At 65.8% G+C, this 24,859-nt stretch carries 22 protein-coding genes; 16 read left to right on the forward strand and 6 right to left on the reverse strand.

Annotated elements, in window-relative coordinates:
- Window positions 1-84: 84 nt before the first annotated feature.
- The gene (locus tag OK015_RS12700) at window positions 85-873 is read right to left on the reverse strand and encodes a DUF6065 family protein (RefSeq protein ID WP_268131885.1); all 789 of its coding nucleotides are present in this window, start codon (window positions 871-873) and stop codon (window positions 85-87) included.
- Between the two features lie 202 nt (window positions 874-1,075).
- On the opposite strand from OK015_RS12700, the gene OK015_RS12705 reads away from it, so the two are divergent.
- On the forward strand, window positions 1,076-1,507 hold the full coding sequence (locus tag OK015_RS12705) for a cellulose-binding domain-containing protein (RefSeq protein ID WP_268131887.1): 432 nt from the start codon (window positions 1,076-1,078) through the stop codon (window positions 1,505-1,507).
- Here OK015_RS12705 and OK015_RS12710 read toward each other — a convergent pair.
- From OK015_RS12710 to OK015_RS12720, 3 genes are read right to left on the reverse strand one after another with little or no spacing between them, the layout of a single operon-like run.
- A complete protein-coding gene (locus OK015_RS12710) occupies window positions 1,418-4,363 on the reverse strand; it encodes an MMPL/RND family transporter (RefSeq protein WP_268131888.1) in 2,946 nt (981 codons plus the stop codon). The two genes, OK015_RS12705 and OK015_RS12710, sit on opposite strands and share 90 nt — an antisense overlap.
- Window positions 4,360-4,785, reverse strand: a complete 426-nt coding sequence (locus OK015_RS12715) for an MmpS family transport accessory protein (protein WP_268131890.1) — start codon at window positions 4,783-4,785, stop codon at window positions 4,360-4,362. The genes OK015_RS12710 and OK015_RS12715 overlap by 4 nt, the downstream gene beginning before the upstream one ends.
- 7 nt (window positions 4,786-4,792) lie before the next feature.
- Window positions 4,793-5,644 (reverse strand): hypothetical protein, encoded by an 852-nt coding sequence (locus tag OK015_RS12720; RefSeq protein WP_268131891.1) that lies wholly within the window; start codon window positions 5,642-5,644, stop codon window positions 4,793-4,795.
- 733 nt (window positions 5,645-6,377) lie between these two features.
- On the opposite strand from OK015_RS12720, the gene OK015_RS12725 reads away from it, so the two are divergent.
- The 13 genes from OK015_RS12725 (at window position 6,378) to metK (ending at window position 21,486) form a co-directional block, all read left to right on the forward strand.
- A complete protein-coding gene (locus OK015_RS12725) occupies window positions 6,378-7,652 on the forward strand; it encodes a fatty acid desaturase family protein (protein WP_268131893.1) in 1,275 nt (424 codons plus the stop codon).
- Window positions 7,653-8,267: 615 nt separating this feature from the next.
- Window positions 8,268-8,840 (forward strand): bifunctional pyr operon transcriptional regulator/uracil phosphoribosyltransferase PyrR, encoded by a 573-nt coding sequence (pyrR, locus tag OK015_RS12730; RefSeq protein WP_268131895.1) that lies wholly within the window; start codon window positions 8,268-8,270, stop codon window positions 8,838-8,840.
- Between the two features lie 10 nt (window positions 8,841-8,850).
- Window positions 8,851-9,825, forward strand: a complete 975-nt coding sequence (locus tag OK015_RS12735) for an aspartate carbamoyltransferase catalytic subunit (RefSeq protein WP_268131897.1) — start codon at window positions 8,851-8,853, stop codon at window positions 9,823-9,825.
- Complete coding sequence (locus OK015_RS12740; RefSeq protein ID WP_268131899.1) at window positions 9,822-11,114, forward strand: dihydroorotase; 1,293 nt, start codon at window positions 9,822-9,824, stop codon at window positions 11,112-11,114. Before OK015_RS12735 ends, OK015_RS12740 begins: the two co-directional genes overlap by 4 nt.
- Window positions 11,111-11,608 carry a PH-like domain-containing protein gene (locus tag OK015_RS12745; RefSeq protein ID WP_268131901.1) on the forward strand — a complete coding sequence of 166 codons (498 nt, stop codon included), beginning with the start codon at window positions 11,111-11,113 and terminating at the stop codon, window positions 11,606-11,608. The genes OK015_RS12740 and OK015_RS12745 overlap by 4 nt, the downstream gene beginning before the upstream one ends.
- 49 nt (window positions 11,609-11,657) lie before the next feature.
- Window positions 11,658-12,782, forward strand: coding sequence for a glutamine-hydrolyzing carbamoyl-phosphate synthase small subunit (carA, locus tag OK015_RS12750; RefSeq protein ID WP_268131903.1), 1,125 nt, complete (start codon window positions 11,658-11,660; stop codon window positions 12,780-12,782).
- Complete coding sequence (gene carB / locus OK015_RS12755) at window positions 12,782-16,135, forward strand: carbamoyl-phosphate synthase large subunit (protein WP_268131906.1); 3,354 nt, start codon at window positions 12,782-12,784, stop codon at window positions 16,133-16,135. The genes carA and carB overlap by 1 nt, the downstream gene beginning before the upstream one ends.
- The gene (gene pyrF, locus OK015_RS12760) at window positions 16,132-16,959 is read left to right on the forward strand and encodes an orotidine-5'-phosphate decarboxylase (RefSeq protein WP_268131908.1); all 828 of its coding nucleotides are present in this window, start codon (window positions 16,132-16,134) and stop codon (window positions 16,957-16,959) included. The genes carB and pyrF overlap by 4 nt, the downstream gene beginning before the upstream one ends.
- A 452-nt stretch (window positions 16,960-17,411) precedes the next feature.
- The gene (mihF, locus tag OK015_RS12765) at window positions 17,412-17,729 is read left to right on the forward strand and encodes an integration host factor, actinobacterial type (RefSeq protein WP_003407240.1); all 318 of its coding nucleotides are present in this window, start codon (window positions 17,412-17,414) and stop codon (window positions 17,727-17,729) included.
- 112 nt (window positions 17,730-17,841) lie between these two features.
- Window positions 17,842-18,468 carry a guanylate kinase gene (gene gmk / locus OK015_RS12770; RefSeq protein WP_268131909.1) on the forward strand — a complete coding sequence of 209 codons (627 nt, stop codon included), beginning with the start codon at window positions 17,842-17,844 and terminating at the stop codon, window positions 18,466-18,468.
- Window positions 18,469-18,541: 73 nt separating this feature from the next.
- On the forward strand, window positions 18,542-18,865 hold the full coding sequence (gene rpoZ, locus OK015_RS12775) for a DNA-directed RNA polymerase subunit omega (protein WP_268131911.1): 324 nt from the start codon (window positions 18,542-18,544) through the stop codon (window positions 18,863-18,865).
- 64 nt (window positions 18,866-18,929) lie between these two features.
- A complete protein-coding gene (gene coaBC, locus OK015_RS12780) occupies window positions 18,930-20,180 on the forward strand; it encodes a bifunctional phosphopantothenoylcysteine decarboxylase/phosphopantothenate--cysteine ligase CoaBC (RefSeq protein WP_268131912.1) in 1,251 nt (416 codons plus the stop codon).
- A 94-nt stretch (window positions 20,181-20,274) separates the two neighbouring features.
- Window positions 20,275-21,486, forward strand: coding sequence for a methionine adenosyltransferase (gene metK, locus OK015_RS12785; RefSeq protein WP_268131914.1), 1,212 nt, complete (start codon window positions 20,275-20,277; stop codon window positions 21,484-21,486).
- A gap of 12 nt (window positions 21,487-21,498) precedes the next feature.
- Here the strand turns inward: metK and OK015_RS12790 are convergent, their stop codons facing one another.
- Together OK015_RS12790 and OK015_RS12795 are read right to left on the reverse strand one after the other, a co-directional pair.
- A complete protein-coding gene (locus tag OK015_RS12790; RefSeq protein ID WP_268131916.1) occupies window positions 21,499-22,074 on the reverse strand; it encodes a pyridoxamine 5'-phosphate oxidase family protein in 576 nt (191 codons plus the stop codon).
- 57 nt (window positions 22,075-22,131) lie between these two features.
- Entirely contained in the window at window positions 22,132-23,112 is a 981-nt protein-coding gene (locus OK015_RS12795; RefSeq protein ID WP_268131918.1) for an Lrp/AsnC family transcriptional regulator, read from the reverse strand.
- A gap of 129 nt (window positions 23,113-23,241) precedes the next feature.
- On the opposite strand from OK015_RS12795, the gene OK015_RS12800 reads away from it, so the two are divergent.
- Together OK015_RS12800 and OK015_RS12805 are read left to right on the forward strand one after the other, a co-directional pair.
- Window positions 23,242-24,000: an SDR family oxidoreductase gene (locus tag OK015_RS12800; protein ID WP_268131920.1), complete on the forward strand. Its 759-nt coding sequence runs from the start codon at window positions 23,242-23,244 to the stop codon at window positions 23,998-24,000.
- Window positions 23,997-24,854, forward strand: coding sequence for an LLM class flavin-dependent oxidoreductase (locus OK015_RS12805; RefSeq protein ID WP_268131921.1), 858 nt, complete (start codon window positions 23,997-23,999; stop codon window positions 24,852-24,854). Before OK015_RS12800 ends, OK015_RS12805 begins: the two co-directional genes overlap by 4 nt.
- Window positions 24,855-24,859: the final 5 nt, after the last annotated feature.

Consider the following 24,859-nt stretch of genomic DNA (forward strand, 5'->3'; position numbering starts at 1 on the left):
GGGAAATCTGCGAATTCGCTGAATACGCGCGGGATTTGGAGGTCTTACGTGCTCACCCGCGTGACAACAGCGCGTGTCAGAATCCTACTGCCGCTGCTCGGCTTCCGGCTGAGCAAAAGGACGAAGACGACGGCGCGTCTGGTGGTCCGGCGCCCCGGCCTCGCCGTCACGGTGGACGCCGCGCGTGTAATCCCCTTGCCACTGGACCCGGTCTCCCGCGGCGACCCTCGCTATCTGTTCGGCGTGCTTTTCCGCGCCACGTTCGCGAAGGAACAACTTGTGCTTGCGGTCCAGATCCTCGTCGGACTCGATCGGCCTGAGTTCGGGTGCGAATTCTTCCAGCTCGCCTCGGCGCTGCGGGACGATCATGCAGATCGGCTCGCCGACCTCGAATCGCACCGGCATCTGCTTGCGGGTGAGTTTCCAGCTCATGCTGAAACTAGCGCTGGCCCAGTCGGTTTCGACAATGCCCTCCAGCGGGCACACGGCGTCCTTCGGATAGTTGGCCGGTCCGCGGGCCAACAGGTTGTAGCCGGGTGGAGTGCGAAACAGCATCGGCAGCCGCCAGGTCAGGATGCCGTTGCCGAAATGGCTGGCGGGAAGCAGCTGATTGGCCACGTACTGATCGGCTTCGATCAGCACATCGATGCCATCCTTTTGAGCGATCCAGGTAGCGGTGAACGCGCTCGGATTGCGCAACTCCCAGCCGCTTTGGTTGGCGATGAGCATCGGCAAACACCGGCTCGGCCAACCTTGATCCGCTTCCGACTGTTTTGTCATCCACTCCCGGTTCACGGACGCCGGGGTAATCTGCGGCGCATTATCGCCGGTGATGAACCCGATCAACGGACGGGTCGGCCTGTCGTCACCCACGCGACACAGACTAGCCGGGGCCGGCCGTTGCCACAGATCCCGGCCAGCGCGTTGAGCGCACAGCGTCTGCTCGGACGCCGAGGGCCGTGGCGGCGGCGGATCGAGCCCAAAATTTCATGAAGGTTTCGGTTGAGCAAAGGTATTGCAGCTTACTCGCGATGCGCGGGCCGATGGCGCCCGTTGGGCTTTAGTGTTGGTTGCTATGGGCGGACTGAACAATTACGTGAAGCGCTGGCGCGCAGCGCTTCACGTAACCGCATCGGCATTGATGGTTGCCATCCTCGGACTCGCCGTCACCCCCGTCGCTCATGCGGCCGCGGCGGCCGCGGCGACGTTGTCCGTGGAACATACGTGGCAGACCGGTTTCATCGCCCACTTCACCGTCACCAACTCGAGCATGACGCAGCTATCCGATTGGCGGCTCGAATTCGACTTACCGGTGGGAGAAGGTCTCTCGCACACGTGGAATAGCACCTTTACGCAATCTGGTACTCACTTTGTGATCACCCCGGCGAATTGGAATCGCAGCATTGCACCTGGTGGTTCAGCCACCGGTGGTATGAGGGGCGTGCTGACCGGTTCCTACTCGCCGCCGTCGAATTGTGTGCTCAACGGGCAATATTTTTGCACCTAGCGGCGATCGCGCACGGCGGCTGGGGGCAGCCGAAGCGGCGTTCGGGGCCACCGCGTGGGTGCTCACCTGGCGGGGCCACCAGAACCAGCGCCCGAGCAGTGTCGCGGCGGCCGGCATCATGAACGAGCGGACGATCAGGGTGTCGAACAACAGTCCGATCATGATCGTGGTGCCGATTTGGCCGACGACCCGCAGATCGCTGGTCACCATCGCGCCCATCGTGAACGCGAACACCAGCCCCGCGGTGGTGACGACGCCGCCCGTGCTTCCCATCGACCGGATCATGCCGGTCTTGAGGCCGGCGCCGATTTCTTCCCGGAATCGCGCGGCCAGCAGCAGGTTGTAGTCGGATCCGACGGCCAGCATCACGATGATCGCCATCGCCAGGACGAGCCAGTGCAGGGGCATATGCAGCATGTGTTGCCAGATCAGCACCGACAGCCCGAACGACGAGCCCAACGAGACGGTGACCGTTCCCACGATGACCGAGGAGGCGACCACACTGCCGGTGATGGCCAGCATGATCATGAAGATCAGGCAGAGCGACGCGATCGCGGCAATCATCAGGTCGTAAAGGGAACCGTCACGCTCGTCTTTGTAGGTGGACGCCGTGCCCGTCAGATAGATGTTCGCGGACGCCAGGGGAGTGCCCTTCACCGCCTCGTCCGCGGCCTGACCGATACGGTCGATATGCGAGATACCCTCCGCCGTCGCCGGATCGCCTTTGTGGGTGATGACGAATCGCGCCGCGCTGCCGTCCGGGGACAGGAACATATTCAGGCCCCGCTGAAAGTCCGGATTTTCAAAGGCTTCCGGGGGCAGGTAGAAGAAGTCGTCGTTCTTGGCACCGTCGAAGGCTTGTCCCATGACGGTGGCGTTGCGGGTGAGTGCGTCCATCTGAGTGATCAAGCCGGAAAACGTGCTCGTCGCGGTCGCAGCGAGATCCTTGACGGTCTGCATCGCGGCAATCAGTGGGGGCATCTGCGCCAGCATCTGCGGCATCAGCCGGTCGAGTTGGTCGGTATTGCGGGCCAGGCTGCCGATGTCCTCGCTGAGTCTGTCGATGCCGTCGATGCCGTCGAACAACGACCGCAGCGACCAGCAGAGCGGAATGTCGAAACAGTGGCGTTCCCAATAAAAGTAGCTTCGGATCGGCCGCCAGAAGTCGTCGAAATCGGAGAGGTGGTTCCGTAATTCGTCGGTGTCGTCCCGCATCTCTCGCGTGTCGGTGGCCATGCCGTGCGTCACGGTGGTGAGCTGGCGCGTCAGGTCTTGGATATGCAACGAGATGTCGATCACGTGTTGCAGCTCGGCGGTCATTCGGGACATGTCGGCGACGCGGTCGCGGAGATTCTTCAGGTTCTCGATCGTGACGGCGCTTTGCGTGCTGATCTGGAAGGGGATCGAGGCGTGATCGATCGGGGAGCCCAGCGGCCTGGTAATGCTTTGCACCCGTGCGATACCCGGCGTATGGAAGACGCTTCGGGCGACCCGGTCCAGGACGAGCATGTCGGTCGGGTTGCGCAGGTCGTGATCGGCCTCGATCATCAGCAGCTCGGGCTCCATGCGGGCCGCCGCGAAGTGACGGTCCGACGCGTCGTAGCCGATGTTCGACGGTGTGTCCGCGGGGATGTAATAACGCCCGTTGTAGCCGGTCTGGTACATCGGCAGGGCGATCAAGCCGATCATCGACACCAGGATCGCCGCGACGAGCACCGGGCCGGGCCACCGGACGACAACGGTGCCGATCCGGCGCCAACGTCGGTTGCTCGCTTGACGTTTGGGGTCGAACGCTCCCAATCGGCCGGCGAGAGCGATCACGGCGGGCGCGAGGGTGAGGGAGGCCAGGGTCACCACCAGAAGGGCGAGCGAACACGGCCACCCGAGGGTGTTGAAGACCGGAAGCCGGGTAAAGCTCAGGCAATACATCGCCCCGGCGACGGTCAGCCCGGACGCCACGATCACGTGAGTCGTCCCGTGAAACATGGCGTAGTAGGCGGGTTCTCGGGCCAGGCCCGCCGCACGCGCCTCCTGGTAGCGGCCGATCAGGAAGATGATGTAATCCGTCGAAGCCGCTATCGACAGTGCCACAAGCACATTGACGGCGAAGGTGGACAGGGAGATGACGTCGTTGTCGGCCAGGGTGGCGATGATGCCCTCGGCCGTGAGCAACTCGACCCCCACCGTGAGCAACACGAACAGCACCGCGGTCAGCGAGCGGTACGTGATGAGCAGCATGATCGCGATCACGACGATGGTGATCAAGGTGATCTTTTTCAGGCTGCGGTCGCCGTAGGTGTGTTGGTCGCCTTCGAGCGGGCCGGGACCGGTCACATAGGCCTTGATTCCCTCCGGCGGCGGCACGCCGTCGACGATGCGCTCGACCGCGGCCACCGAATCGTGGGCCAGCGCGCTGCCTTGATCTCCGGCGAGGTACAGCTGGACATACGCGGCCTTGCCGTCGGTGCTCTGCGAGCCCGCCGCGGTCAGGCTGTCGGCCCAGAAGTTCTCGATGTGCTCGACGTGGCGTCTATCCTGTGCCAACCTGGCGATCAGACTGTCGTAGAACCGGTGTGCGCTCTCGCGCAGCTCGTCCCGGCCTTCCAGCACCACCATTGCCGTGGTGTCGGAATCGAATTGCTGAAAATCCTTGCCGATACGTTTCATGGCGATCAACGACGGCGCATCGTGAGCGCTGAACGAGACCGCATGTTTTCCGGCGACTTCGGCAAGCGGTGGCGTCACCGTGTTCATCACGGCGCATAGCACCACCCAGCACAGAATGACCGGCAGTGCCAGCCAGCGGATGGTCCGGGCAGCGGTATGCACCGGCCCCGCATCGGGATCGGTGCTCATGCGGATTTGACCAAGCAGCTCGTCGCGGCGTTGTGAGAGCTCACCGTAAGTTGATCGCGGACAACGTCATTGACGATGATGCGACATCCGAGGCGTTCGCTGTCGCCCTGCGCCACTACGTGGGCCACCACCGCGCTGAGCGTGGTGTCGATGCGCAGCGACCACGGTAGGTTCGCGTTGTCGACTTCCCGTGGCTGCGCATTGGCATCCAGATAGTGGATGGTGGCCGTCGCCCCGGTCGTGCCGAAGATCTCGTAGACGACGTGCTTGGGGTTGAACGCGATGATCGCGTCGGCGTTGCTCTTGTCTGAATGTTGATGGGAACCGAATATCCCGTGCAGCCGGGAAACGGTGAGGGCACCGACCGTCACGACGACGAGCATGACGATCGGTACCCAGATGCGTCGGAGAATGCCGGTCATGGAACCTTCATCGGGCCAGCCGCGCGCGCAGCGCCCGGGCGAATCCGCCGGCTATGTTGGCCACATCCAGCGGTGTCCAGGCCAGCAGCGCTTCGCCTTCGGCAAACCGCGGGTTGAGTTCGGTATAGAACCGCACCTCGGGATCGGATTCGAGTCGGCGCAATCGCGACGGGTGATGCGGTCTGCCGATCGAGCGCACCACCCAAGGGTTTTCGCCGATCGCGGTGTATTGGCGGCTCGCACTGATCGTTTGCACCAAAGCTTCGATCTCGGCGGGCGTCTGGTATCTGCGGTTGGGGTAGACCCGTGGCATCTTCGAGGCCAGCAGACGGTAGACCGCTGGTGTCGTACAGCGGGTCAGGTAACCCAACGGGATGCGCGGATGACGGAGCTTCGCGCGGGTCGCCTGGCCCAGGCCGAACAAAATGCTCCGAACCCCGCCGTGATAGCCGTGTCGGAAAAACCCGCCCGCGGTGAAAACCGCGAACCTGCGGCCCGCATGCTCGATGAAGTCGATGCCGGCGAAGGAGAAACCGACGAGTTCGTCGCCCGCGTCGTAGCAGAGTATGAGGTCGATGTCGCCGGCGCTGAACATCACCGCCTCCAGCTCGTCGCGCGTACAGCCGTGCAGGGTCTCGCTGAAGACCGCGTAGAGCCGGTCGATCAGCGCGGAGCGCTGTTCGCGCCGCAGCGATTTCGACCGCAGGTAACTGCTCCGCACGATGCGCCCGGAACGAATGCCACGCATGGGCTGCACCGAGAGGTCTTCGGACGGCGTTGCAACGGTGACGGCCAGCGGCCCGGTCGAAGGAAGCGATTCCGTGCCTGAATTCATTGCCAGCGAAATATTGGTGCCCATGACAACCCCTTTAGGTGCGCGGTCAACGCGAATGCAGTGGCTGAATATGCTTTTCGTGCGGTTGACATCTTCGCATCGTAGGGGAATTCCTGCAACTGAATAATGAATGTGCTGCGGTGCTCACCGTGTTTGCTGTTCGACTCACCCATGGGCGCCTGCTTGATCTCGTCTCACCTCGATCGGTCACGTAAGACGTGTCGGCGGTGCGAGACGAGAGGCCCCGCACCGCCGCGGAGCATGGGCTTCTCAATGCTCGCATGGTGCTGCCGCGCGAGCGTAACTCGGAATTAGCTGTGCGATCGACTGTGACGAGAAGCACTGTACAGTATGGTATTTCGGTAATCCGCGGCCCGGCTTTCATGCTATGGCTGCGGGCCGCCGCACGCGCCCGGGGCCTCGGCGCACTGCTTTGGTCGCCGCATCGGTGATCGGGTCTGCCTTCGTGGTCGACGCTGGGATGTTCCGGCGCCAGCCGGGTGGCAGCGAAGTGGCGCGGTGCGGAAGATGTCAGAGCGGGATTTGCTGATGTGTGCATCGATTATATGAGACCTGATCGATTTCGGGACTTTTTCGACGATACGTAACCAATAATTAAATGACCGTTGCCTTATGCGCTTGAACTTCCGTCAAAGTTTGAGTATTGGTCGCTTTATGGGGGGTTGCCCAACCACAAAATCGATTACGTTTCTGAGGCGGTGGTGCCCTGAACATGCGGTTGTAGAGAGGGAAGCCAGTGGCGGTCACAGATTTAGCGGGATTTGCACACCTGACGGAAGCCGACATCGAGAGCCTGGCTGCCGAGCTGGATGCGATCCGCCGCGGTGTCGAAGATTCGCGCGGCGAACGCGATGCCCGTTACATCCGCCGCAGCATCGCCGCGCAGCGGGCGCTGGAGGTGACCGGCCGGGTGCTGCTCACCGCCGGCTCGCGCCGCTCCGCCTGGTGGGGCGGCGTGCTTGCACTGGGTGTGGCCAAGATCATCGAGAACATGGAGATCGGCCACAACGTCATGCATGGCCAGTGGGACTGGATGAACGACCCGGAGATTCACTCTTCCACCTGGGAGTGGGACATCGTCGCACCGTCCAAGCATTGGCGCTATGTCCACAACTTCATGCATCACAAGTACACAAACATCCTCGGGATGGACGACGATGTCGGCTTCGGCACGTTGCGCGTCACTCGAGACCAGCGCTGGACGCGGTACAACGCTTTCAACTTGATGTACATCACGGCGATGGCGGTCGCGTTTGAATGGGGAATCGCGTTGCACCACTTGGAGGTCGGCAGAACCTTCAAGGGCAAGATCGGCCGCGAGGTCGCGATTGTGCGGCTGCGCGAGGCCGGCGTCAAAGCCGGTCACCAGGTGTTCAAGGACTATGTCGCCTTTCCGGTCCTGACCTCCCTGTCGCCGAGCGCGACGTACAAGTCCACCGTGAAAGCCAACGCCGTGGCCAATGTGATCCGCAACGTCTGGACTCACACCGTGATCTTCTGTGGGCACCTTCCCGACGGTGCGGAGAAGTTCGCCAAGTCGGACATGGTCGGCGAGTCGACAGGCCGCTGGTACCTGCGCCAGATCCTGGGCAGCGCCAACTTTCACGCCGGCCCTATGTTGCGGTTCATGAGTGGCAATCTGTGCCACCAGATCGAGCATCACCTGTATCCCGATCTGCCGAGCAACCGGCTCGCCGAGATCTCGGTGCGGGTGCGCCAGGTGTGCGCGAAATACGATTTGCCTTACACCACAGGCCCATTTCTGTTGCAGTACGCCAAGACGTTGCGGACCATCGCCAAGTTGTCGCTGCCGGACCAGTACCTGCGCGACAACGCCGATGATGCATCGGAGACCCGCAGCGAGCAGATGTTCGCGGGCTTGACAACGGATTTCGCGAGCACGGACCCCGCGACGGGGCGCCGGCGCGGACTCAATTCCGCAATCGCGGCGGTGCGTGCCCGCCAGCGGGACGCGTGGACGAGTCGCCGGCGCACCGGATTGGGAGCGTGATTGTATGCAGTCAGCATGCGAACTCGCGGCGCGCATGACAACTCCAATTCATAAATTAAATGGCGGTCAGAATGACCTGCCGGAAAAATCCTCGCATAGGGCTCAAACATTTGCAACAGATAATTCTTGATGAATTAGTCTCGTCACATTGATGAATTCAGGGTTGAAATTCCGCTGGCCGCGCCTCAGGTTCCGATGCCGCGGGCGGCCTCCGTCGGCTCAGCGTATGCCCAGGCCAAGGCCGGTTGACTGGCGCGAGTCGATTAAGCTACCGGTGCATCGTGGTTAACCTTCTGTTCGGATGATTTTGCCGCGTCGCGCTCCCGATCACGCTATTATACGGATATTTAACAGTCTGCTATAAATTTGCACTGCGTGAGTTAGTGCAGACAGTTACGGTCAGCAAGTCAGCCATTCTCTGAGCCGTCCAGCCGGGCGGCGATTGCGGTGAATGGCAATCGGTTGTTTCGGCGATGTCGCACGGTCATCACCGTCGGCTCCCGGGGCGGGGCGCGTCCGGCATCGTCGTGCGAGCCGCGGAGTGCTACGCTGCCCGACAGTCGACATCCTTTAACGATCCGTCCCGAGAGGCGGAGAAGGAGGTCAGGGTTTCGCATGAGTGCCGCGGGTGATTCCGCATCCGGCCGCGAATTGATGTCGGCGGCCGACGTCGGCCGAACCATTTCCCGTATCGCGCACCAGATCATCGAAAAGACCGCGCTGGATAGCCCCGACTCGCCACGCGTGGTGCTGCTGGGTATCCCGACCCGCGGGGTGATTCTGGCCGCGCGCCTCGCCGCCCACATCGGTGAATTCAGCGGTGTCGAGGTCGGCCATGGCGCGCTCGACATCACCTTGTACCGCGACGATCTGATGATCAAGCCGCCGCGGCCGCTGGAGGTCACCGCGATCCCGGCCGGCGGCATCGACGACGCGCTGGTGATTCTCGTCGACGACGTGCTGTATTCCGGTCGCTCGGTGCGCTCCGCGCTCGACGCGCTGCGCGACGTGGGCAGACCCCGCGCCGTGCAACTGGCGGTGCTGGTCGACCGCGGCCATCGCGAGCTGCCGGTGCGTGCCGACTACGTGGGTAAGAACGTGCCGACGTCGCGTAACGAGAGCGTGCACGTCCAGTTGCGCGAGCACGACGATCGCGACGGCGTCGTCATCGGGAGGGACTCCGAATGATGAGGGCCTCATGACCAGACATCTGCTGACCGCCGGGGACCTCAGTCGCGACGACGCCCTCGCCATCCTCGACGACGCCGACCGGTTCGCGCAGGCTCTGGTCGGGCGCGAGGTCAAGAAGCTGCCGACGCTGCGCGGGCGCACCGTGGTCACGATGTTCTACGAGAATTCCACGCGCACCCGGGTGTCATTCGAGGTGGCCGGGAAGTGGATGAGCGCCGACGTGATCAACGTCAGCTCGACCGGCTCGTCGGTCAGCAAGGGAGAGTCGTTGCGCGACACCGCGTTGACGCTGCACGCTGCCGGCGCCGACGCGCTGATCATCCGGCATCCGGCCTCCGGTGCCGCGCACCTGCTGGCCGGCTGGACCGCTCGCGCCGACGGCCAAGAAGGTGGCCCGTCGGTGATCAACGCCGGCGACGGAACCCACGAACACCCGACGCAGGCGCTGCTCGACGCGCTGACCATCCGCCAGCGGCTCGGCGGCATCGAAGGCCGGCGCGTGGTGATCGTGGGCGACATCCTGCACAGCCGGGTCGCTCGCTCCAACGTGATGCTGCTGGCCACGCTGGGCGCCGAGGTGGTGCTGGTGGCGCCCCCGACGCTGCTGCCGGTCGGGGTCGACGGCTGGCCGGCCACCGTCTCCTATGACCTCGACGCCGAGCTGCCCGCCGCCGACGCCGTGCTGATGCTGCGGGTGCAGGCCGAGCGGATGAACGGCGGATTCTTCCCGTCGGTACGCGAATACGCGGTGCGCTACGGCCTTTCCGGGCGCCGCCAGGCAATGTTGCCGGGGCACGCCGCGGTATTGCATCCCGGCCCGATGGTGCGCGGCATGGAGATCGCGTCGTCGGTGGCGGATTCGTCGCAATCCGCGGTGCTGCAACAGGTTTCCAACGGCGTGCACGTGCGGATGGCCGTGCTGTTCCATGTGCTGGTCGGTACCGAAACGGCGGAAAAGACGGGTAGTGAGGGGGTAGCGTGACTGTGCTGCTTCGCGGAGTCCGGCTGTACGGCGAAGGCGAACGGGTCGATGTTCGGGTCGATGACGGCCAGATCGCCGAAATCGGGGCCGGCTTGCCGATACCGGAATTTGCCGATGTCATCGACGCCACGGGTCATGTGCTGCTGCCCGGGTTCGTCGACCTGCACACCCACTTGCGCGAGCCCGGCCGCGAATACGCCGAGGACATCGAAACCGGTTCGGCAGCTGCCGCTTTGGGCGGATACACGGCGGTGTTCGCGATGGCGAACACCAAACCGGTGGCGGACAGCCCGGTGGTCACCGATCACGTCTGGCACCGCGGGCAGCAGGTCGGCCTGGTGGACGTGCACCCCGTCGGCGCGGTCACCGTCGGGCTGGCCGGAACCGAGCTCACCGAGATGGGCATGATGGCCGCCGGTGCGGCGCAGGTGCGGATGTTCTCCGACGACGGCATCTGCGTGCACGACCCACTGATCATGCGCCGCGCCCTGGAATACGCCACGGGGTTGGGCGTGCTGATCGCCCAGCACGCCGAGGAGCCGAGGCTGACCATCGGCGCGGTGGCGCATGAAGGCCCCACCGCCGCGCGCCTCGGACTCGCCGGATGGCCCAGGGCCGCCGAGGAATCGATCGTCGCCCGTGACGCGCTGCTGGCCCGCGACGCCGGCGCCCGCGTGCACATCTGTCATGCCTCCACCGCGGGAACCGTCGAGATTCTGAAATGGGCCAAGGGTCAAGGTATTTCAATCACCGCCGAGGTGACTCCGCATCACCTTCTGCTCGACGACAGCAGGCTGAACAATTACGACGGGGTGAATCGGGTCACTCCGCCGCTGCGGGAAGCGGCCGATGCGATCGCGTTGCGTCAAGCGCTGGCCGACGGGGTAATCGAATGTGTGGCCACCGATCATGCCCCGCACGCCGAGCACGAGAAGTGCGTCGAGTTCTGTGCCGCCCGCCCCGGCATGCTGGGGCTGCAGACGGCGCTGTCGGTGGTGGTGCAGACGATGGTGACGCCCGGACTGCTCAGCTGGCGCGACGTCGCCCGGGTGATGAGTGAAAACCCGGCGCGCATAGTCGGATTGCCCGATCACGGTCGCCCGCTGGAGGTGGGGGAGCCGGCCAACTTGACCGTGGTGGACCCGGACGCGATCTGGACGGTCACCGGGCCAGACCTGGCCAGCCGTTCGGCCAACACCCCTTACGAATCGATGACCTTGCCTGCCACCGTGACGGCCACACTGCTGCGCGGAAAGATCACCGCTCGGGATGGGAAGAGCCCGGCATGAATTCAGGGACGCTGGTGGGGTCGCTGATCTTCGCGGCCGTGCTGGTGGTGGTGATCGCGGTGGTAATCCAGCTGATGATGATCGGCTGGCGCCGGCGTGCGCTGCGCCAGGAGGAGCTGATCGGTGAGCTGCCCGAGGTGCCGATCGAGGTGGGCGCGGCCATCACCACGCTGCGCGGCGTCTACGTCGGTTCCACACTGGCCCCGGAATGGAATGAACGGGTCACGGCCGGCGATCTGGGGTATCGGAGCAAAGCGGTGCTGAGCCGCTACCCCGAGGGCATCCTGCTGGAACGCAGCCGCGCGAATCCGATTTGGATTCCGCAGAGCGCGATCACCGAAGTGCGCACCGAACGCGTGATGGGCGGAAAGCTCGCGGCCCGCAATGGGGTTCTGGCCATCCGATGGCGGCTACCGTCGGGCGTCGAAATCGACACCGGATTCCGGGCCGGCAATCGCGACGAATACGACGGCTGGCTGGAGGAGGCTGCTTGACCCGCGCCGACGACGATGCAGAGCGAAGCGACGAGAAGGAGCGGTGCCCGTGACCACAGCGGCGCAACTGGTACTCGAAGACGGCCGCGTGTTCACCGGCAGGCCGTTCGGCAAGATCGGACAGACCCTCGGGGAGGCCGTCTTCTCCACCGGCATGTCGGGTTATCAGGAGACGCTGACCGATCCCAGCTATCACCGCCAGATCGTGGTGGCCACCGCGCCGCAGATCGGCAACACGGGTTGGAACGGCGAAGACGGCGAAAGCCGGGGCGACAAGATCTGGGTCGCCGGTTACGCGGTGCGCGACCCGTCGCCGCGCGCCTCCAACTGGCGTGCCACGTCAACACTGCAGGACGAGCTGATCCGCCAGGGCATCGTCGGTGTCGCCGGCATCGACACCCGTGCCGTGGTGCGTCATCTGCGCAGCCGCGGTTCGATGAAGGCCGGGGTGTTCTCGGGTGATGCGCTCGCCGAGCCCGGCGAGCTGCTGGATCGGGTGCGCGGCCAGCAGTCGATGCTTGGCGCCGATCTCGCCGGGGAGGTCAGCACCCCGGGCGCTTATGTCGTCGAACCCGAAGGGCCGCAACAATTCACGGTCGCCGCCCTGGATCTGGGTATCAAGACCAACACGCCGCGCAACTTCGCCCGGCGCGGAATCCGCAGCCACGTGCTGCCGGCATCGGCCACCTTCGAGCAGATCGCCGACATCAAACCGGACGGGGTGTTCTTGTCCAACGGCCCCGGCGACCCGGCCACCGCGGACCATGTCGTCGCACTCACACGCGAGGTGCTGAACGCCGGAATCCCGTTGTTCGGCATCTGTTTCGGCAATCAGATCCTGGGCCGAGCACTCGGCCTGTCCACCTACAAGATGGTCTTCGGCCACCGCGGAATCAACATCCCCGTCATCGACCACGCCACCGGGCGGGTCGCGGTGACCGCGCAGAACCACGGCTTCGCGCTGGAAGGTGAGGCCGGCCAGCGATTCGACACGCCGTTCGGCCAGGCGATCGTCAGCCACACCTGCGCCAACGACGGAGTGGTAGAGGGCGTCAGACTGATTGACGGACAGGCATTTTCGGTGCAATACCATCCGGAGGCCGCCGCCGGCCCGCACGATGCGGAGTACCTGTTCGATCAATTCGCCGACCTGATGACAAGGGAGTCACGCTAGTGCCGCGCCGGACCGACCTGCGTCATGTCCTGGTGATCGGCTCCGGGCCGATCGTCATCGGCCAAGCCTGCGAATTCGACTACTCCGGAACCCAGGCGTGCCGGGTGTTGCGCGCCGAGGGCTTGCAAGTCAGCCTGGTCAATTCCAACCCGGCCACCATCATGACCGATCCCGAGTACGCCGACCACACCTACGTCGAGCCCATCACGCCCGCCTTCGTGGAGAAGGTGATCGCGCAGCAGGCCCAGCGCGGCAACAAGATCGACGCGCTGCTGGCCACCCTGGGCGGGCAGACCGCACTCAACACCGCGGTCGCGCTGTACGAGAACGGCGCGCTGGAGCGCTACGGCGTCGAGCTGATCGGGGCCGACTTCGACGCCATCCAGCGCGGCGAGGACCGGCAGATGTTCAAGGACATCGTCGCCAAGGTCGGCGGTGAATCTGCCCGCAGCCGAGTCTGTTTCACGATGGACGAGGTCCGCGAAACGGTCGAGGACCTCGGCCTGCCCGTCGTGGTGCGGCCCAGCTTCACGATGGGCGGGCTGGGCTCGGGCATGGCGAACTCCGCCGAGGAGGTCGACCGGATGGCCGGGGCCGGGCTGGCCGAATCGCCCAGCGCCAACGTACTCATCGAGGAATCGATCTACGGCTGGAAGGAATTCGAGCTCGAGCTGATGCGCGACGGCCACGACAACGTGGTCGTGGTCTGCTCGATCGAGAACGTCGACCCGATGGGCGTGCACACCGGTGACTCGGTCACGGTCGCACCGGCCATGACGCTGACCGACCGGGAATACCAGCGGATGCGCGATCTGGGCATCGCGATCCTGCGTGAGGTCGGCGTCGACACCGGCGGCTGCAACATCCAGTTCGCGGTCAACCCCGCCGACGGCCGGCTGATCGTCATCGAGATGAACCCGCGGGTATCCCGTTCCAGCGCACTGGCTTCCAAGGCGACCGGCTTCCCGATCGCCAAGATCGCCGCCAAGCTGGCCATCGGCTACACCCTGGACGAGATCGTCAATGACATCACCAAGGAAACCCCGGCCTGCTTCGAGCCCACCCTGGACTACGTCGTGGTCAAGGCGCCCCGGTTCGCCTTCGAGAAGTTCCCCGGGGCCGACCCCACCTTGACCACCACGATGAAATCCGTGGGCGAGGCGATGTCGCTGGGCCGCAACTTCGTCGAGGCGCTCGGCAAGGTGATGCGCTCGCTGGAGACCGACCGGGCCGGCTTCTGGACGGGCCCCGACCCCGACGGTGACGTCGAGGAAGTGTTGACCCGGCTGAACACTCCGACCGAAGGTCGGCTGTATGACATCGAACTGGCGTTGCGGCTCGGCGCCTCGGTGGAGCGGGTCGCGGAGGCCAGCGGCGTAGACCCGTGGTTCGTTGCGCAGATCGGCGCGTTGGTGGCGTTGCGCGACGAGTTGGCCGCCGCCCCGGTGCTGGACTGTGACCTGCTGCGCCGCGGTAAGCACAGCGGACTGTCCGACCGCCAGATCGCCGCACTGCGGCCGGAATTGGCCGGCGAAGCCGGGGTGCGCTCGCTACGAGAACGTCTCGGCATCCACCCGGTGTACAAGACGGTCGACACCTGTGCCGCGGAATTCGAGGCCAAGACGCCTTACCACTACAGCAGCTACGAACTCGACCCCGCGGCCGAGACCGAGGTCGCACCGCAGATCGAAAAGCCCAAGGTGCTGATTTTGGGATCGGGGCCGAACCGGATCGGGCAGGGGATCGAATTCGACTACAGCTGCGTGCATGCGGCAACGACGTTGAGCGAGGTCGGCTTTGAGACCGTGATGGTCAACTGCAACCCGGAGACGGTGTCCACCGACTACGACACCGCCGACCGGCTCTACTTCGAACCGCTGACCTTCGAGGATGTCCTCGAGGTGTTCCGCGCCGAAGCGGAGTCGGCCAGCGGTGGCCCCGGAGTGGTCGGCGTCATCGTGCAACTCGGCGGCCAGACACCGCTCGGGCTGGCCCAGCGGCTCGCCGACGCCGGCGTTCCGATCGTCGGCACTCCGCCGGAGGCCATCGACCTGGCCGAGGACCGCGGCGCCTTCGGCGACGTGCTCGGTGCGGCGGGGCTGCCGGCACCGAAGTACGGCACCGCAACCACTTTCGCGCAGGCGCGCCGAATCGCCGATGAGATCGGTTACCCGGTGCTGGTGCGACCGTCCTACGTGCTGGGCGGACGGGGCATGGAGATCGTCTATGACGAGGAGACGCTGAAGAGTTACATCACCCGTGCCACCCAGCTGTCTCCCGAGCACCCGGTGCTCGTCGACCGGTTCCTCGAGGATGCGGTCGAAATCGACGTCGACGCGTTGTGTGACGGCGCCGAGGTCTACGTCGGCGGCATCATGGAGCACATCGAGGAGGCCGGCATTCACTCCGGTGACTCGGCCTGCGCGCTGCCCCCGGTAACCCTGGGCCGCAGCGACATCGAGAAGGTCCGCCGGGCGACGGAGTCGATCGCGCACGGCATCGGCGTGGTCGGCCTGCTCAATGTGCAATACGCGCTCAAAGACGACGTGCTCTACGTGCTGGAGGCCAACCCGCGCGCCAGCCGCACCGTGCCGTTCGTCTCGAAGGCCACCGCGATTCCACTGGCCAAGGCATGTGCACGGATCATGTTGGGCACCACTATCTCTCAGCTTCGCGAAGAAGGAATACTGGCGGCATCCGGCGACGGCGCCAACGCAGCCCTGGACGCCCCGATCGCGGTCAAGGAAGCCGTGTTGCCGTTCCACCGGTTCCGCCGCGCCGACGGATCGGCCATCGATTCATTGCTGGGCCCGGAGATGAAATCGACCGGTGAAGTCATGGGGATCGACCGTGACTTCGGCACTGCCTTCGCCAAAAGCCAGACCGCGGCCTACGGTTCGTTGCCGGCCCGGGGCACCGTGTTCGTCTCGGTCGCCAACCGCGACAAACGCTCGTTGGTGTTTCCCGTCAAGCGGCTGGCCGACTTGGGGTTCCGCGTTCTTGCCACCGAAGGCACGGCGGAAATGTTGCGCCGCAACGGGATTCCCTGTGACGAGGTTCGCAAGCATTTCGAACCGCCGCAACCCGGCCGCCCCGCGGTCTCCGCGGTCGAGGCGATCAGGGCAGGCCAGGTCGACATGGTGATCAACACGCCCTACGGCAACTCCGGCCCGCGCGTCGACGGCTACGAAATCCGGTCGGCCGCGGTGGCGGTCAACATTCCCTGCGTGACGACCGTGCAGGGCGCGTCGGCCGCCGTGCAGGGCATCGAGGCCGGCATCCGCGGCGATATCGGGGTGCGGTCGCTGCAGGAACTGCACAGTCTGATCGCGCCGGGAAGTGGCGCGCGATGACCGGTTTTGGCGCGCGGTTGGCCGAGGCCAAGTCGACTCGCGGGCCGCTGTGTCTGGGCATCGACCCGCACCCCGAGCTGCTGCGGGCATGGGATCTGCCCACCACCGCCGACGGCCTGGCCAAGTTCTGTGACATCTGTGTGGACGCGTTTGCGGGTTTCGCCGTCGTCAAGCCGCAGGTGGCGTTCTTCGAGGCCTACGGCTCGGCCGGCTTCGCGGTGCTGGAACGCACGATCGCCGCGCTGCGCTCGGATGGGGTGCTGGTGCTCGCCGACGCCAAGCGCGGGGACATCGGGACGACGATGGCGGCCTATGCCGCGGCCTGGGCCGGCGATTCGCCGCTGGCCGCAGATGCCGTGACCGCCTCGCCGTACCTGGGGTTCGGCTCGCTGCGGCCGCTGCTGGAAGTCGCCGCGGCGCACGACCGCGGAGTCTTTGTGCTGGCGGCAACTTCCAACCCGGAGGGCGGGACGGTGCAGCGTGCCACCTTCGACGGCCGCACCGTGGCCCAGTTGGTCGTTGACCAGGCGGCGGTGGTCAACCGGTCGGCGAACCCGTCCGGACCGGGCTATGTCGGTGTGGTGCTGGGCGCGACCGTCTTCGAGGCGCCCGATGTGAGCGCGCTGGGCGGCCCGGTGCTGGTACCCGGCGTCGGCGTGCAGGGCGGCCGTCCCGAGGGCCTCGGCGGCCTCGGTGGGGCCCTGCCGGGCCAGCTGCTGCCCGCGGTGGCACGCGAGGTGCTGCGGGCCGGACCGAGCGTGCCGGACCTGCGGGCGGCGGGCCAACAAATGCTGGACGCGGTCGGCTATCTCGGTGTGAAGTAGCGGGCGCGGGGGGCCCCGGTTAACAGCGTCGGAATCTTTTCCACCAACTTCCGCCCGACGACCAGGTGTTTGTCGGCGCCGCGACACGCGCGACACGCCATGGCAAATCGTGATCCCCGGCACGAGCCCCTGCGGCTATCGGCCGGCGCGGTCCGCGACGGCGCCTCCGCCGGCCTCCGGCGCCGCGTCGTGGAGAAGCAAAGCCGCAGCTAGAAGGCTTGAATTGGGCTGGCGTCGGGAGGATGCGGCCGCGGCCGCGATGCCGGATCCGGGCGCTGCCAGCGATGCCGGAGCATGCCGCCGGCGGCAGGTGTGGGCGCAGGACAAGCTGGGCATTTAACCTCTTAACCAGGGGGTCGGGTTAGATTTCGTCAGGAAGCCTGAGTACGGTCGTCTCCGCTGGGCCCAAGCGCCCGGCAGAGACACGAGATTGATCTAGATACGGAGGAATCGTGGCCCTTCCCCAGTTGACCGACGAGCAGCGCGCGGCCGCGTTGGAGAAGGCGGCTGCCGCACGTCGAGCACGAGCAGAGCTCAAAGACCGTCTCAAGCGTGGTGGCACCAACCTGACCCAGGTGCTCAAGGACGCCGAGAGTGACGAAGTCCTTGGCAAGATGAAGGTGTCTGCGCTGCTTGAGGCGTTGCCGAAGGTGGGCAAGGTCAAGGCGCAGGAAATCATGACCGAGCTGGAGATCGCTCCGACCCGCCGCCTGCGTGGTCTCGGCGATCGCCAGCGCAAGGCCCTGCTGGAAAAGTTCGGCTCCGCCTAGTTCGCCGACGATGCAGGCCGAAAGGCCTGAGGAGAAGGCGGGCCATCCAACCGAGCCGACCTGCGGCGATGCGGGCCGATTGGCCTGTGGGCGCACCAAACCAGGGGCGCCAGTGAACGTCGACGAGGGACCGGACGCGGGGCACCGCGCACGTCTCGAGCCATCAGGCAAGGGGCGTGTGGTGGTGCTGTCCGGTCCCTCAGCGGTCGGCAAGTCGACAGTGGTCCGGTGCCTGCGAGAGCGGATACCGGACCTGCATTTCAGTGTCTCGGCCACGACGCGGGCGGCGCGGCCCGGGGAGGTCGACGGCGTCGACTACCACTTCGTGAGCCCGGCCCGCTTTCAGCAACTCATCGACGAGGGCGCCCTGCTGGAGTGGGCCGAAATCCACGGTGGCCTGCAACGATCGGGCACCCTGGCGGCGCCGGTACGGGCTGCGACCGGCTCGGGTTTTCCGGTGCTGATCGAGGTGGACCTGGCCGGTGCCAGGGCGATCAAGAAGGCAATGCCGGAGGCCATCACCGTGTTTCTGGCCCCGCCCAGCTGGGCGGACCTGAAGGCCAGGCTCGTCGGGCGGGGCACCGAAACGCCGGAAGCCATCCAGCGCCGCCTGGAGACAGCCCGGGTGGAATTGGCAGCTCAAGACGACTTCGACCAGGTCGTGGTCAACAGTCAATTGGAGTCTGCGTGCGCCGAATTGGTATCCTTGCTGGTGGGAAACGCGCCTGGTACGGCATGAGCCGACTCGTCAGGCGCGATCAATCAAGTTTCTAGCTGTTTCAACCGCTCTACGCGCCAGGAGAACATCTCAAGTGAGTATTCCGCAGTCGGACGCGTCGCTGACCACCGTGGATCAATTCGATCCTTCGGCGGGCGGGCCGCGCGCCTACGACACCCCATTGGGCATTACCAACCCGCCCATCGACGAATTGCTGGACCGCGTCTCGAGCAAGTACGCACTGGTGATCTACGCGGCCAAACGGGCTCGGCAAATCAACGATTACTACAACCAGCTCGGCGAGGGCATCCTCGAGTACGTCGGTCCGCTGGTCGAGCCGGGGCTGCAGGAAAAGCCGCTCTCGATCGCGATGCGTGAGATCCACGCTGACCTGCTCGAGCACACCGAGGGCGAGTAGCAGGACGGGGCCGGGCTCGGTGATCAGGTCTGAGAGCCGCTTCAACGAAGAAGGGCCGGCATAGGTGGATCGCAAGCGGATCGTGGTCGGTGTCTCCGGGGGTATCGCCGCGTACAAGGCGTGCACCCTCGTCCGGCAGCTCGCTGAGGCGGGCCATGACGTCCGCGTCATCCCCACCGAATCCGCGTTGCGCTTCGTCGGGGCGGCCACCTTCGAGGCGCTGTCCGGGCAGCCGGTGCACACCGGCGTCTTCGATGATGTTCCCGAGGTGCCGCACGTCCGGCTCGGCCAGCACGCCGACCTGGTCGTCGTGGCACCGGCCACCGCCGACCTGTTGGCCCGCGCGGTACAGGGCCGCGCCGACGATCTGCTGACCGCGACGCTGCTCACGGCGCGATGTCCGGTGCTGTTCGCGCCGGCGATGCACACCGAGATGTGGTTACACCCGGCCACCGTCGACAATGTGGCGACATTGCGCCGCCGGGGCGCTGTCGTGCTGGAACCGGCCTTCGGACGGCTCACCGGCGCGGACAGCGGCAAGGGCAGGCTGCCCGAGGCCGAAGAGATCACCACCCTGGCCCACCTGCTGCTGGAACGTGGCGACGCGTTGCCCTACGACCTGGCCGGCCGCAGGCTCCTGGTGACCGCGGGCGGGACCCGCGAGCCGATCGATCCGGTCCGCTTCATCGGCAACCGCAGCTCGGGCAAGCAGGGCTACGCCGTCGCGCGAGTCGCCGCCCAGCGCGGCGCCGAGGTCACGCTGATCGCGGGCCATACCGTCGGGCTCATCGACCCGGCCGGCGTCGAAGTGGTGCACATCAGTTCGGCGCAGCAGCTCGCCGACGCGGTGTCCAAGCACGTTCCCGATGCCGATGTTCTGGTGATGGCGGCCGCGGTCGCCGACTTCCGCCCCGCCCAGGTTGCCGCCGCGAAGATCAAAAAAGGGCCGGGCGATCATGACGAGCCGCCGCTGATCAAATTGGTGCGCAACGACGACGTGCTGGCCGGCGCGGTACGGGCGCGAGCCCACGGGGAACTGCCCAACATGCGGGCCATCGTCGGCTTCGCCGCCGAAACCGGCGACGCCAACGGAGATGTGCTGTTCCACGCCCGAGCGAAGTTGCGCCGCAAGGGATGTGACCTATTGGTCGTCAACGCTGTTGGCGACGGCCGGGCGTTCGAGGTGGACAACAATGACGGCTGGCTGCTGGCGTCCGACGGGACCGAGGCGGCGCTGCAGCACGGTTCGAAGACGCTGATGGCCAGTCGCATCGTTGACGCGATCGTCACTTTTCTGCACGGCGACAGCGGGTAACGCTAGGTTGCAATCGTCCGCCCCAGCCGGTTGAGTTGAAGGCGCCTAAGATAATTTGCCTAACTAACATTAGTCAGTACGGAAGGATGACGCAGTGAGTGAAAAGGGTCGGCTGTTTACCAGTGAGTCGGTGACCGAGGGGCATCCCGACAAGATCTGCGACGCCATCAGCGACTCGGTCCTCGATGCGCTTCTGGCGCAGGATCCCCGCTCACGTGTCGCGGTCGAGACGCTGGTCACCACCGGGCAGGTGCACGTGGTCGGCGAGGTCACGACGACCGCCAAAGAGGCGTTCGCGGACATCACCAACACGGTGCGCGCCCGGATCCTCGACATCGGCTACGACTCGTCGGACAAGGGCTTCGACGGGACCACCTGCGGGGTGAACATCGGCATCGGCGCCCAGTCGCCCGACATCGCGCAGGGTGTCGACACCGCCCACGAGACGCGCGTCGAGGGCGCCGCGGACCCGCTGGACGCCCAGGGCGCCGGCGACCAGGGCCTGATGTTCGGCTACGCGATCAACGACACCCCGGAGCGGATGCCGCTGCCGATCGCGCTGGCCCACCGGCTGTCGCGCAAGCTGACCGAGGTCCGCAAGAACGGCACGCTGGACTACCTGCGTCCGGACGGCAAGACCCAGGTCACCATCGCCTACGAGGACGACGTCCCGGTCCGGCTGGACACCGTGGTCGTCTCCACCCAGCACGCCGACGGGATCGACCTGGAGAAGACGCTGGATCCCGACATCCGCAAGCACGTGCTCAAGACCGTGCTGGAAGAGCTGGCTCACGACACCTTGGACGCGTCGTCGACCCGGGTGCTGGTCAATCCGACCGGCAAATTCGTGCTCGGCGGTCCGATGGGCGACGCCGGCCTGACCGGCCGCAAGATCATCGTGGACACCTACGGCGGCTGGGCGCGCCACGGCGGCGGCGCCTTCTCCGGCAAGGATCCGTCCAAGGTGGACCGGTCGGCGGCGTACGCGATGCGCTGGGTGGCGAAAAACATCGTCGCAGCCGGGTTGGCGGAGCGGGTCGAGGTGCAGGTGGCCTACGCCATCGGCAAGGCCGCTCCGGTCGGGCTGTTCATCGAGACCTTCGGGACCGCGACGGTCGATCCGGTCAAGATCGAGAAGATCGTGCCCGAGGTGTTCGACCTGCGACCAGGCGCGATCATCCGCGATCTGGACCTGCTGCGCCCGATCTACGCGCAGACCGCCGCGTACGGGCACTTCGGCCGTACCGACGTGGAGCTGCCGTGGGAGCAGGAGAACAAGGTCGACGAGCTCAAGCGCGCCATCTAAGCGCGCTGTCGCTCAGCGTTCGATGCTGGACGGCAGTGGGTGGTCGGCGTCCAGCGCGGGCAGGCCGTCGATGCTGTGCCGGTTGCGACCGACGGCGCTGGCGAACTTTTCGTCGGTGGCCTGTGCGTGGGCCTTGTCGAGCACCGGCCGTTCGTCGACGAGCTCGTAGTACGGCACCGCGTATCCGCAGGCGTCGGCGATCCGCTCGACATCGATGACGATGGCGGCCCGGATACCGGAATGCTGGTCCCCGAAATGGGCTAGGAGACTGGGGAATTCCGAGTCGTCCGGGCGCACCGCACGCCCGGTGCCGAACAACCGCAGGATCCGCGAGTTTCGGGTGAATGAGCAGAACATCAGGGTGATCCGGCCGTTGTCGCGCAGGTGCGCGATGGTCTCCGCGCCGCTGCCGAACAGATCGAGGTATGCGACGGTGTGCTCGTCGATCACGGCGAAGGTGTCTTGATAGCCCTTGGGGGAGAGGTTGATTCGCCCGCCCTCGGACGGCGCGGTCGCGACGAAGAACATGGCCTGGCTCTCGATGAATTCTCGCAGTGATTCGTCGAGACGCGAAAACTCTTTTGCCATACGTCGAGCCTAGCGTCGCGCAGCCGGGGCGCATGTGTGTCACGCAGCGGCGCACACCTAGCCGGCGCGGATCAGCCGGCCGTGCGCGACCAGCGAGCCCACCTGCTTGAGCCGCTTGCTGCGGACGCTGACGTCGTAGGACTGGATGTGGTCGACGGTCGACAGACGCTCAGCCAGGTAGCGGTAAAGGTGTGCCGCGCTGCGGCAGATCACCACGATCATCAGATTGGCGGGGCCGCTGACCGTGGCGACCGAGGCGACCTCGTCGTGGCGCACAATCTGCTCGGCCACCGACGCAAGATGGCACGGCGCAACCGATACCCAGATTATCGCGTTCAGCATGAATCCGAGCCGCTCCGGCAGCACGTCGAGGTCGTAGGAAAGGGTGCCGCCGGCCTGCAGGGCGACCAACCGGCGCTTGACGCGGGCCGCCGACCACCCGGTGAGCCCAGCCAGTGCGCTGTCGGAAATGCGGCCATCTTGGGCCACCGCATCCAGCAGCGGCTGATCATCGGCCGTCGGTCCGGCGGGCCGATCCGGGTGCGCGCAGTCCGGTGGCTGCAGCGCGGCGACCTGGAGCGTGTCCAAGACGTGCCCGTAGCCGGTCCAGTGCGCGTGCATCGGTGAGCCGAACACGTTGAGTACCAAGTCGACCCGCATATCGAGGACCGTTGAGGTGCGGGGCAGACGGTGCAACAGCCCCGCCTCGGCGCTGTCGAGGGGAGCGCGGACAACGCAGACCAATTCGGTGCCACCTGATAACACGTTGACGTGGGTGACCTCGGGCCGGCGGACCAGCGCTTCGGCGAGCCGGGGTAGGTCGTCGGGTTTGGCGCGTACGCGGACGACCCATTGGCATTCGCCATACACCCGCGGGTTGACCACGCCGACGACGCGCAGCACGCCCTCGCGGCGCAGGGCGTGGTAGCGGCGCGCGACGGTCTGTTCAGAGGCGCCGATGACCTCGGCGATACGCCGGAACGGCGCCCGCGGCGACAGCTGTAGCGCGTGGAGAATATGACCGTCGAGAGCTTGCATCGTGAGGAAAACTCTACATAGAGCTCCATTGGCGGGCCTATTTCTGACGCCAAGAGGGGTTTTGCTGGCCCTGCTCGCCGACGCCACCGACCATGGAGTCACATCCTTCCCAGCATCGGAGGCAGCTCAATGCAACTGTCCGGCAACACCATCCTGGTGACCGGTGGCGGTACCGGAATCGGGCGGGCCATGGCCATCGCGTTGTCGGGGCGCGGTAACCGAGTGGTGATCGCGGGTCGGCGAACCGCCGCGTTACGTGCCGTCGTCGACGCGTATCCGAGTATCGAGTGGCACTCCCTGGACGTCACCGACACCGAGTCCGTCGGGCGGTTCGCCGCGACGGTCGAGCGCCGGTGGCCCGATCTCAACGTGCTGATCAACAATGCGGGCGTGATGGAGCTGGAAAGCGTTGACACCCTCGATCCGGCGGTGTCGACGACCATCGTCGCGACTAATCTGCTGGGCCCGATCGTGTTGACGTCAGTGCTGTTACCGACGTTGCGGCGGCAGCCCGACGCCACGATCGTGAACATCACCTCGGCGCTCGCCTTCGTCCCGCTGGCCATCGCCCCGACCTACAGCGCAACCAAGGCCGGCCTGCACTCATATACCGAATCGCTGCGTATCCTGTTGCGGGAAAGCGGTATTCAGGTCATCGAGATTGCGCCACCGCGAGTGCGCACGGAGATGGACAGTCCTCGTGGCGCCGACTCGGTGGACGCCGACGAGTTCGTCGCGGAGGTCATCGCTGCGCTGTCCGCGCAGTCGGACACCAGCGAAGTCGTGGTCGAAGCCGCCCGTGCGGTGCGCTACGCCGACCGTGAGGGCCGCTACTGCGCGATGCTGACCGCCCTCAATACCGGCATCGACGCGGCGGATGTGCTGTGAAATTGGGAATCGGCCTGCCGAACCACATCGCCGACGTTCCCGGACCCGCCGTCGCCCGATGGGCACGTCGCAGCGAAGAGGTTGGCTTCGAATCAGTCGCGACGATCGACCGGCTGTTCTATCCGAGCGTCGACTCGCTGATCGCGCTTGCCACCGCGGCCGGCGCCACCAACGAGCTGACCCTGGTGACCAATGTTCTACTGGCCCCGCTGTATCCGGTCGTTCCGCTGGCCAAGCAGCTTGCCAGCCTGGCTCGAGTGTCCGGCAGTCGGCTGGTCGTCGGACTGGGCGTGGGCAACCGGCCCGATGAATATGCCAGCACCGGCGCCGACTTCCACCGGCGTGGCCGGATGCTCGACGCGCAGGTCGAGTGCATGCGCAGGCTGTGGGCCGGCGAACCGGTTGCCGATGTCACCGCGTTATGCCCTGTGCCCGTGCAGATTCCGCTGCTGTTCGGCGGCCGGTCCGCGGCCGCGGTGCGCAGGGTGATCACCATCGGTGACGGCTGGGCGGCCGGTGCCGTGCGCCACTATGACGAGCAGGCGGAGTTGGCGCGACGCATCCGCACCGGCTGGCGGGCCGCGGGCCGGCCCGGGCGCCCCTACCTACAGGCATCGGTGAACTTCGGGCTGGGGCCGGCCGACGCCGTCGCGGCGGGGAGAGACCATCTGGCGCGCTATTACGGATTCGCGCCGGACTACGCACAGGTCAACGTCGCCGATATGGTCTGCTCCGCGGCCGACGCCTGCGACACCGTCAGCCGGTATCGGGACCTCGGCTTCGACCGGCTGCTCTTCCATCCGACGACCGAGGCGGTCCAGCAGGTCGATCGTCTCGCGGACGCGATTCTCTAGTGCGT

This window comes from Mycobacterium sp. Aquia_216 (genome assembly GCF_026723865.1).
In the GTDB taxonomy this organism is placed as follows: domain Bacteria; phylum Actinomycetota; class Actinomycetes; order Mycobacteriales; family Mycobacteriaceae; genus Mycobacterium.

Excerpts from the sequence above, each read along its gene's own strand:
- OK015_RS12705 (WP_268131887.1), top strand. The coding sequence starts at position 1,076 with ATGGGCGGACTGAACAATTACGTGAAGCGCTGGCGCGCAGCGCTTCAC.
- OK015_RS12715 (WP_268131890.1), bottom strand. The coding sequence starts at position 4,785 with ATGACCGGCATTCTCCGACGCATCTGGGTACCGATCGTCATGCTCGTC.
- pyrR (WP_268131895.1), top strand. The coding sequence starts at position 8,268 with ATGAGTGCCGCGGGTGATTCCGCATCCGGCCGCGAATTGATGTCGGCG.
- OK015_RS12710 (WP_268131888.1), bottom strand. The coding sequence starts at position 4,363 with ATGAGCACCGATCCCGATGCGGGGCCGGTGCATACCGCTGCCCGGACC.
- OK015_RS12720 (WP_268131891.1), bottom strand. The coding sequence starts at position 5,644 with ATGGGCACCAATATTTCGCTGGCAATGAATTCAGGCACGGAATCGCTT.
- OK015_RS12790 (WP_268131916.1), bottom strand. The coding sequence starts at position 22,074 with ATGGCAAAAGAGTTTTCGCGTCTCGACGAATCACTGCGAGAATTCATC.
- OK015_RS12795 (WP_268131918.1), bottom strand. The coding sequence starts at position 23,112 with ATGCAAGCTCTCGACGGTCATATTCTCCACGCGCTACAGCTGTCGCCG.
- OK015_RS12745 (WP_268131901.1), top strand. The coding sequence starts at position 11,111 with ATGAATTCAGGGACGCTGGTGGGGTCGCTGATCTTCGCGGCCGTGCTG.
- OK015_RS12735 (WP_268131897.1), top strand. The coding sequence starts at position 8,851 with ATGACCAGACATCTGCTGACCGCCGGGGACCTCAGTCGCGACGACGCC.
- OK015_RS12800 (WP_268131920.1), top strand. The coding sequence starts at position 23,242 with ATGCAACTGTCCGGCAACACCATCCTGGTGACCGGTGGCGGTACCGGA.
- pyrF (WP_268131908.1), top strand. The coding sequence starts at position 16,132 with ATGACCGGTTTTGGCGCGCGGTTGGCCGAGGCCAAGTCGACTCGCGGG.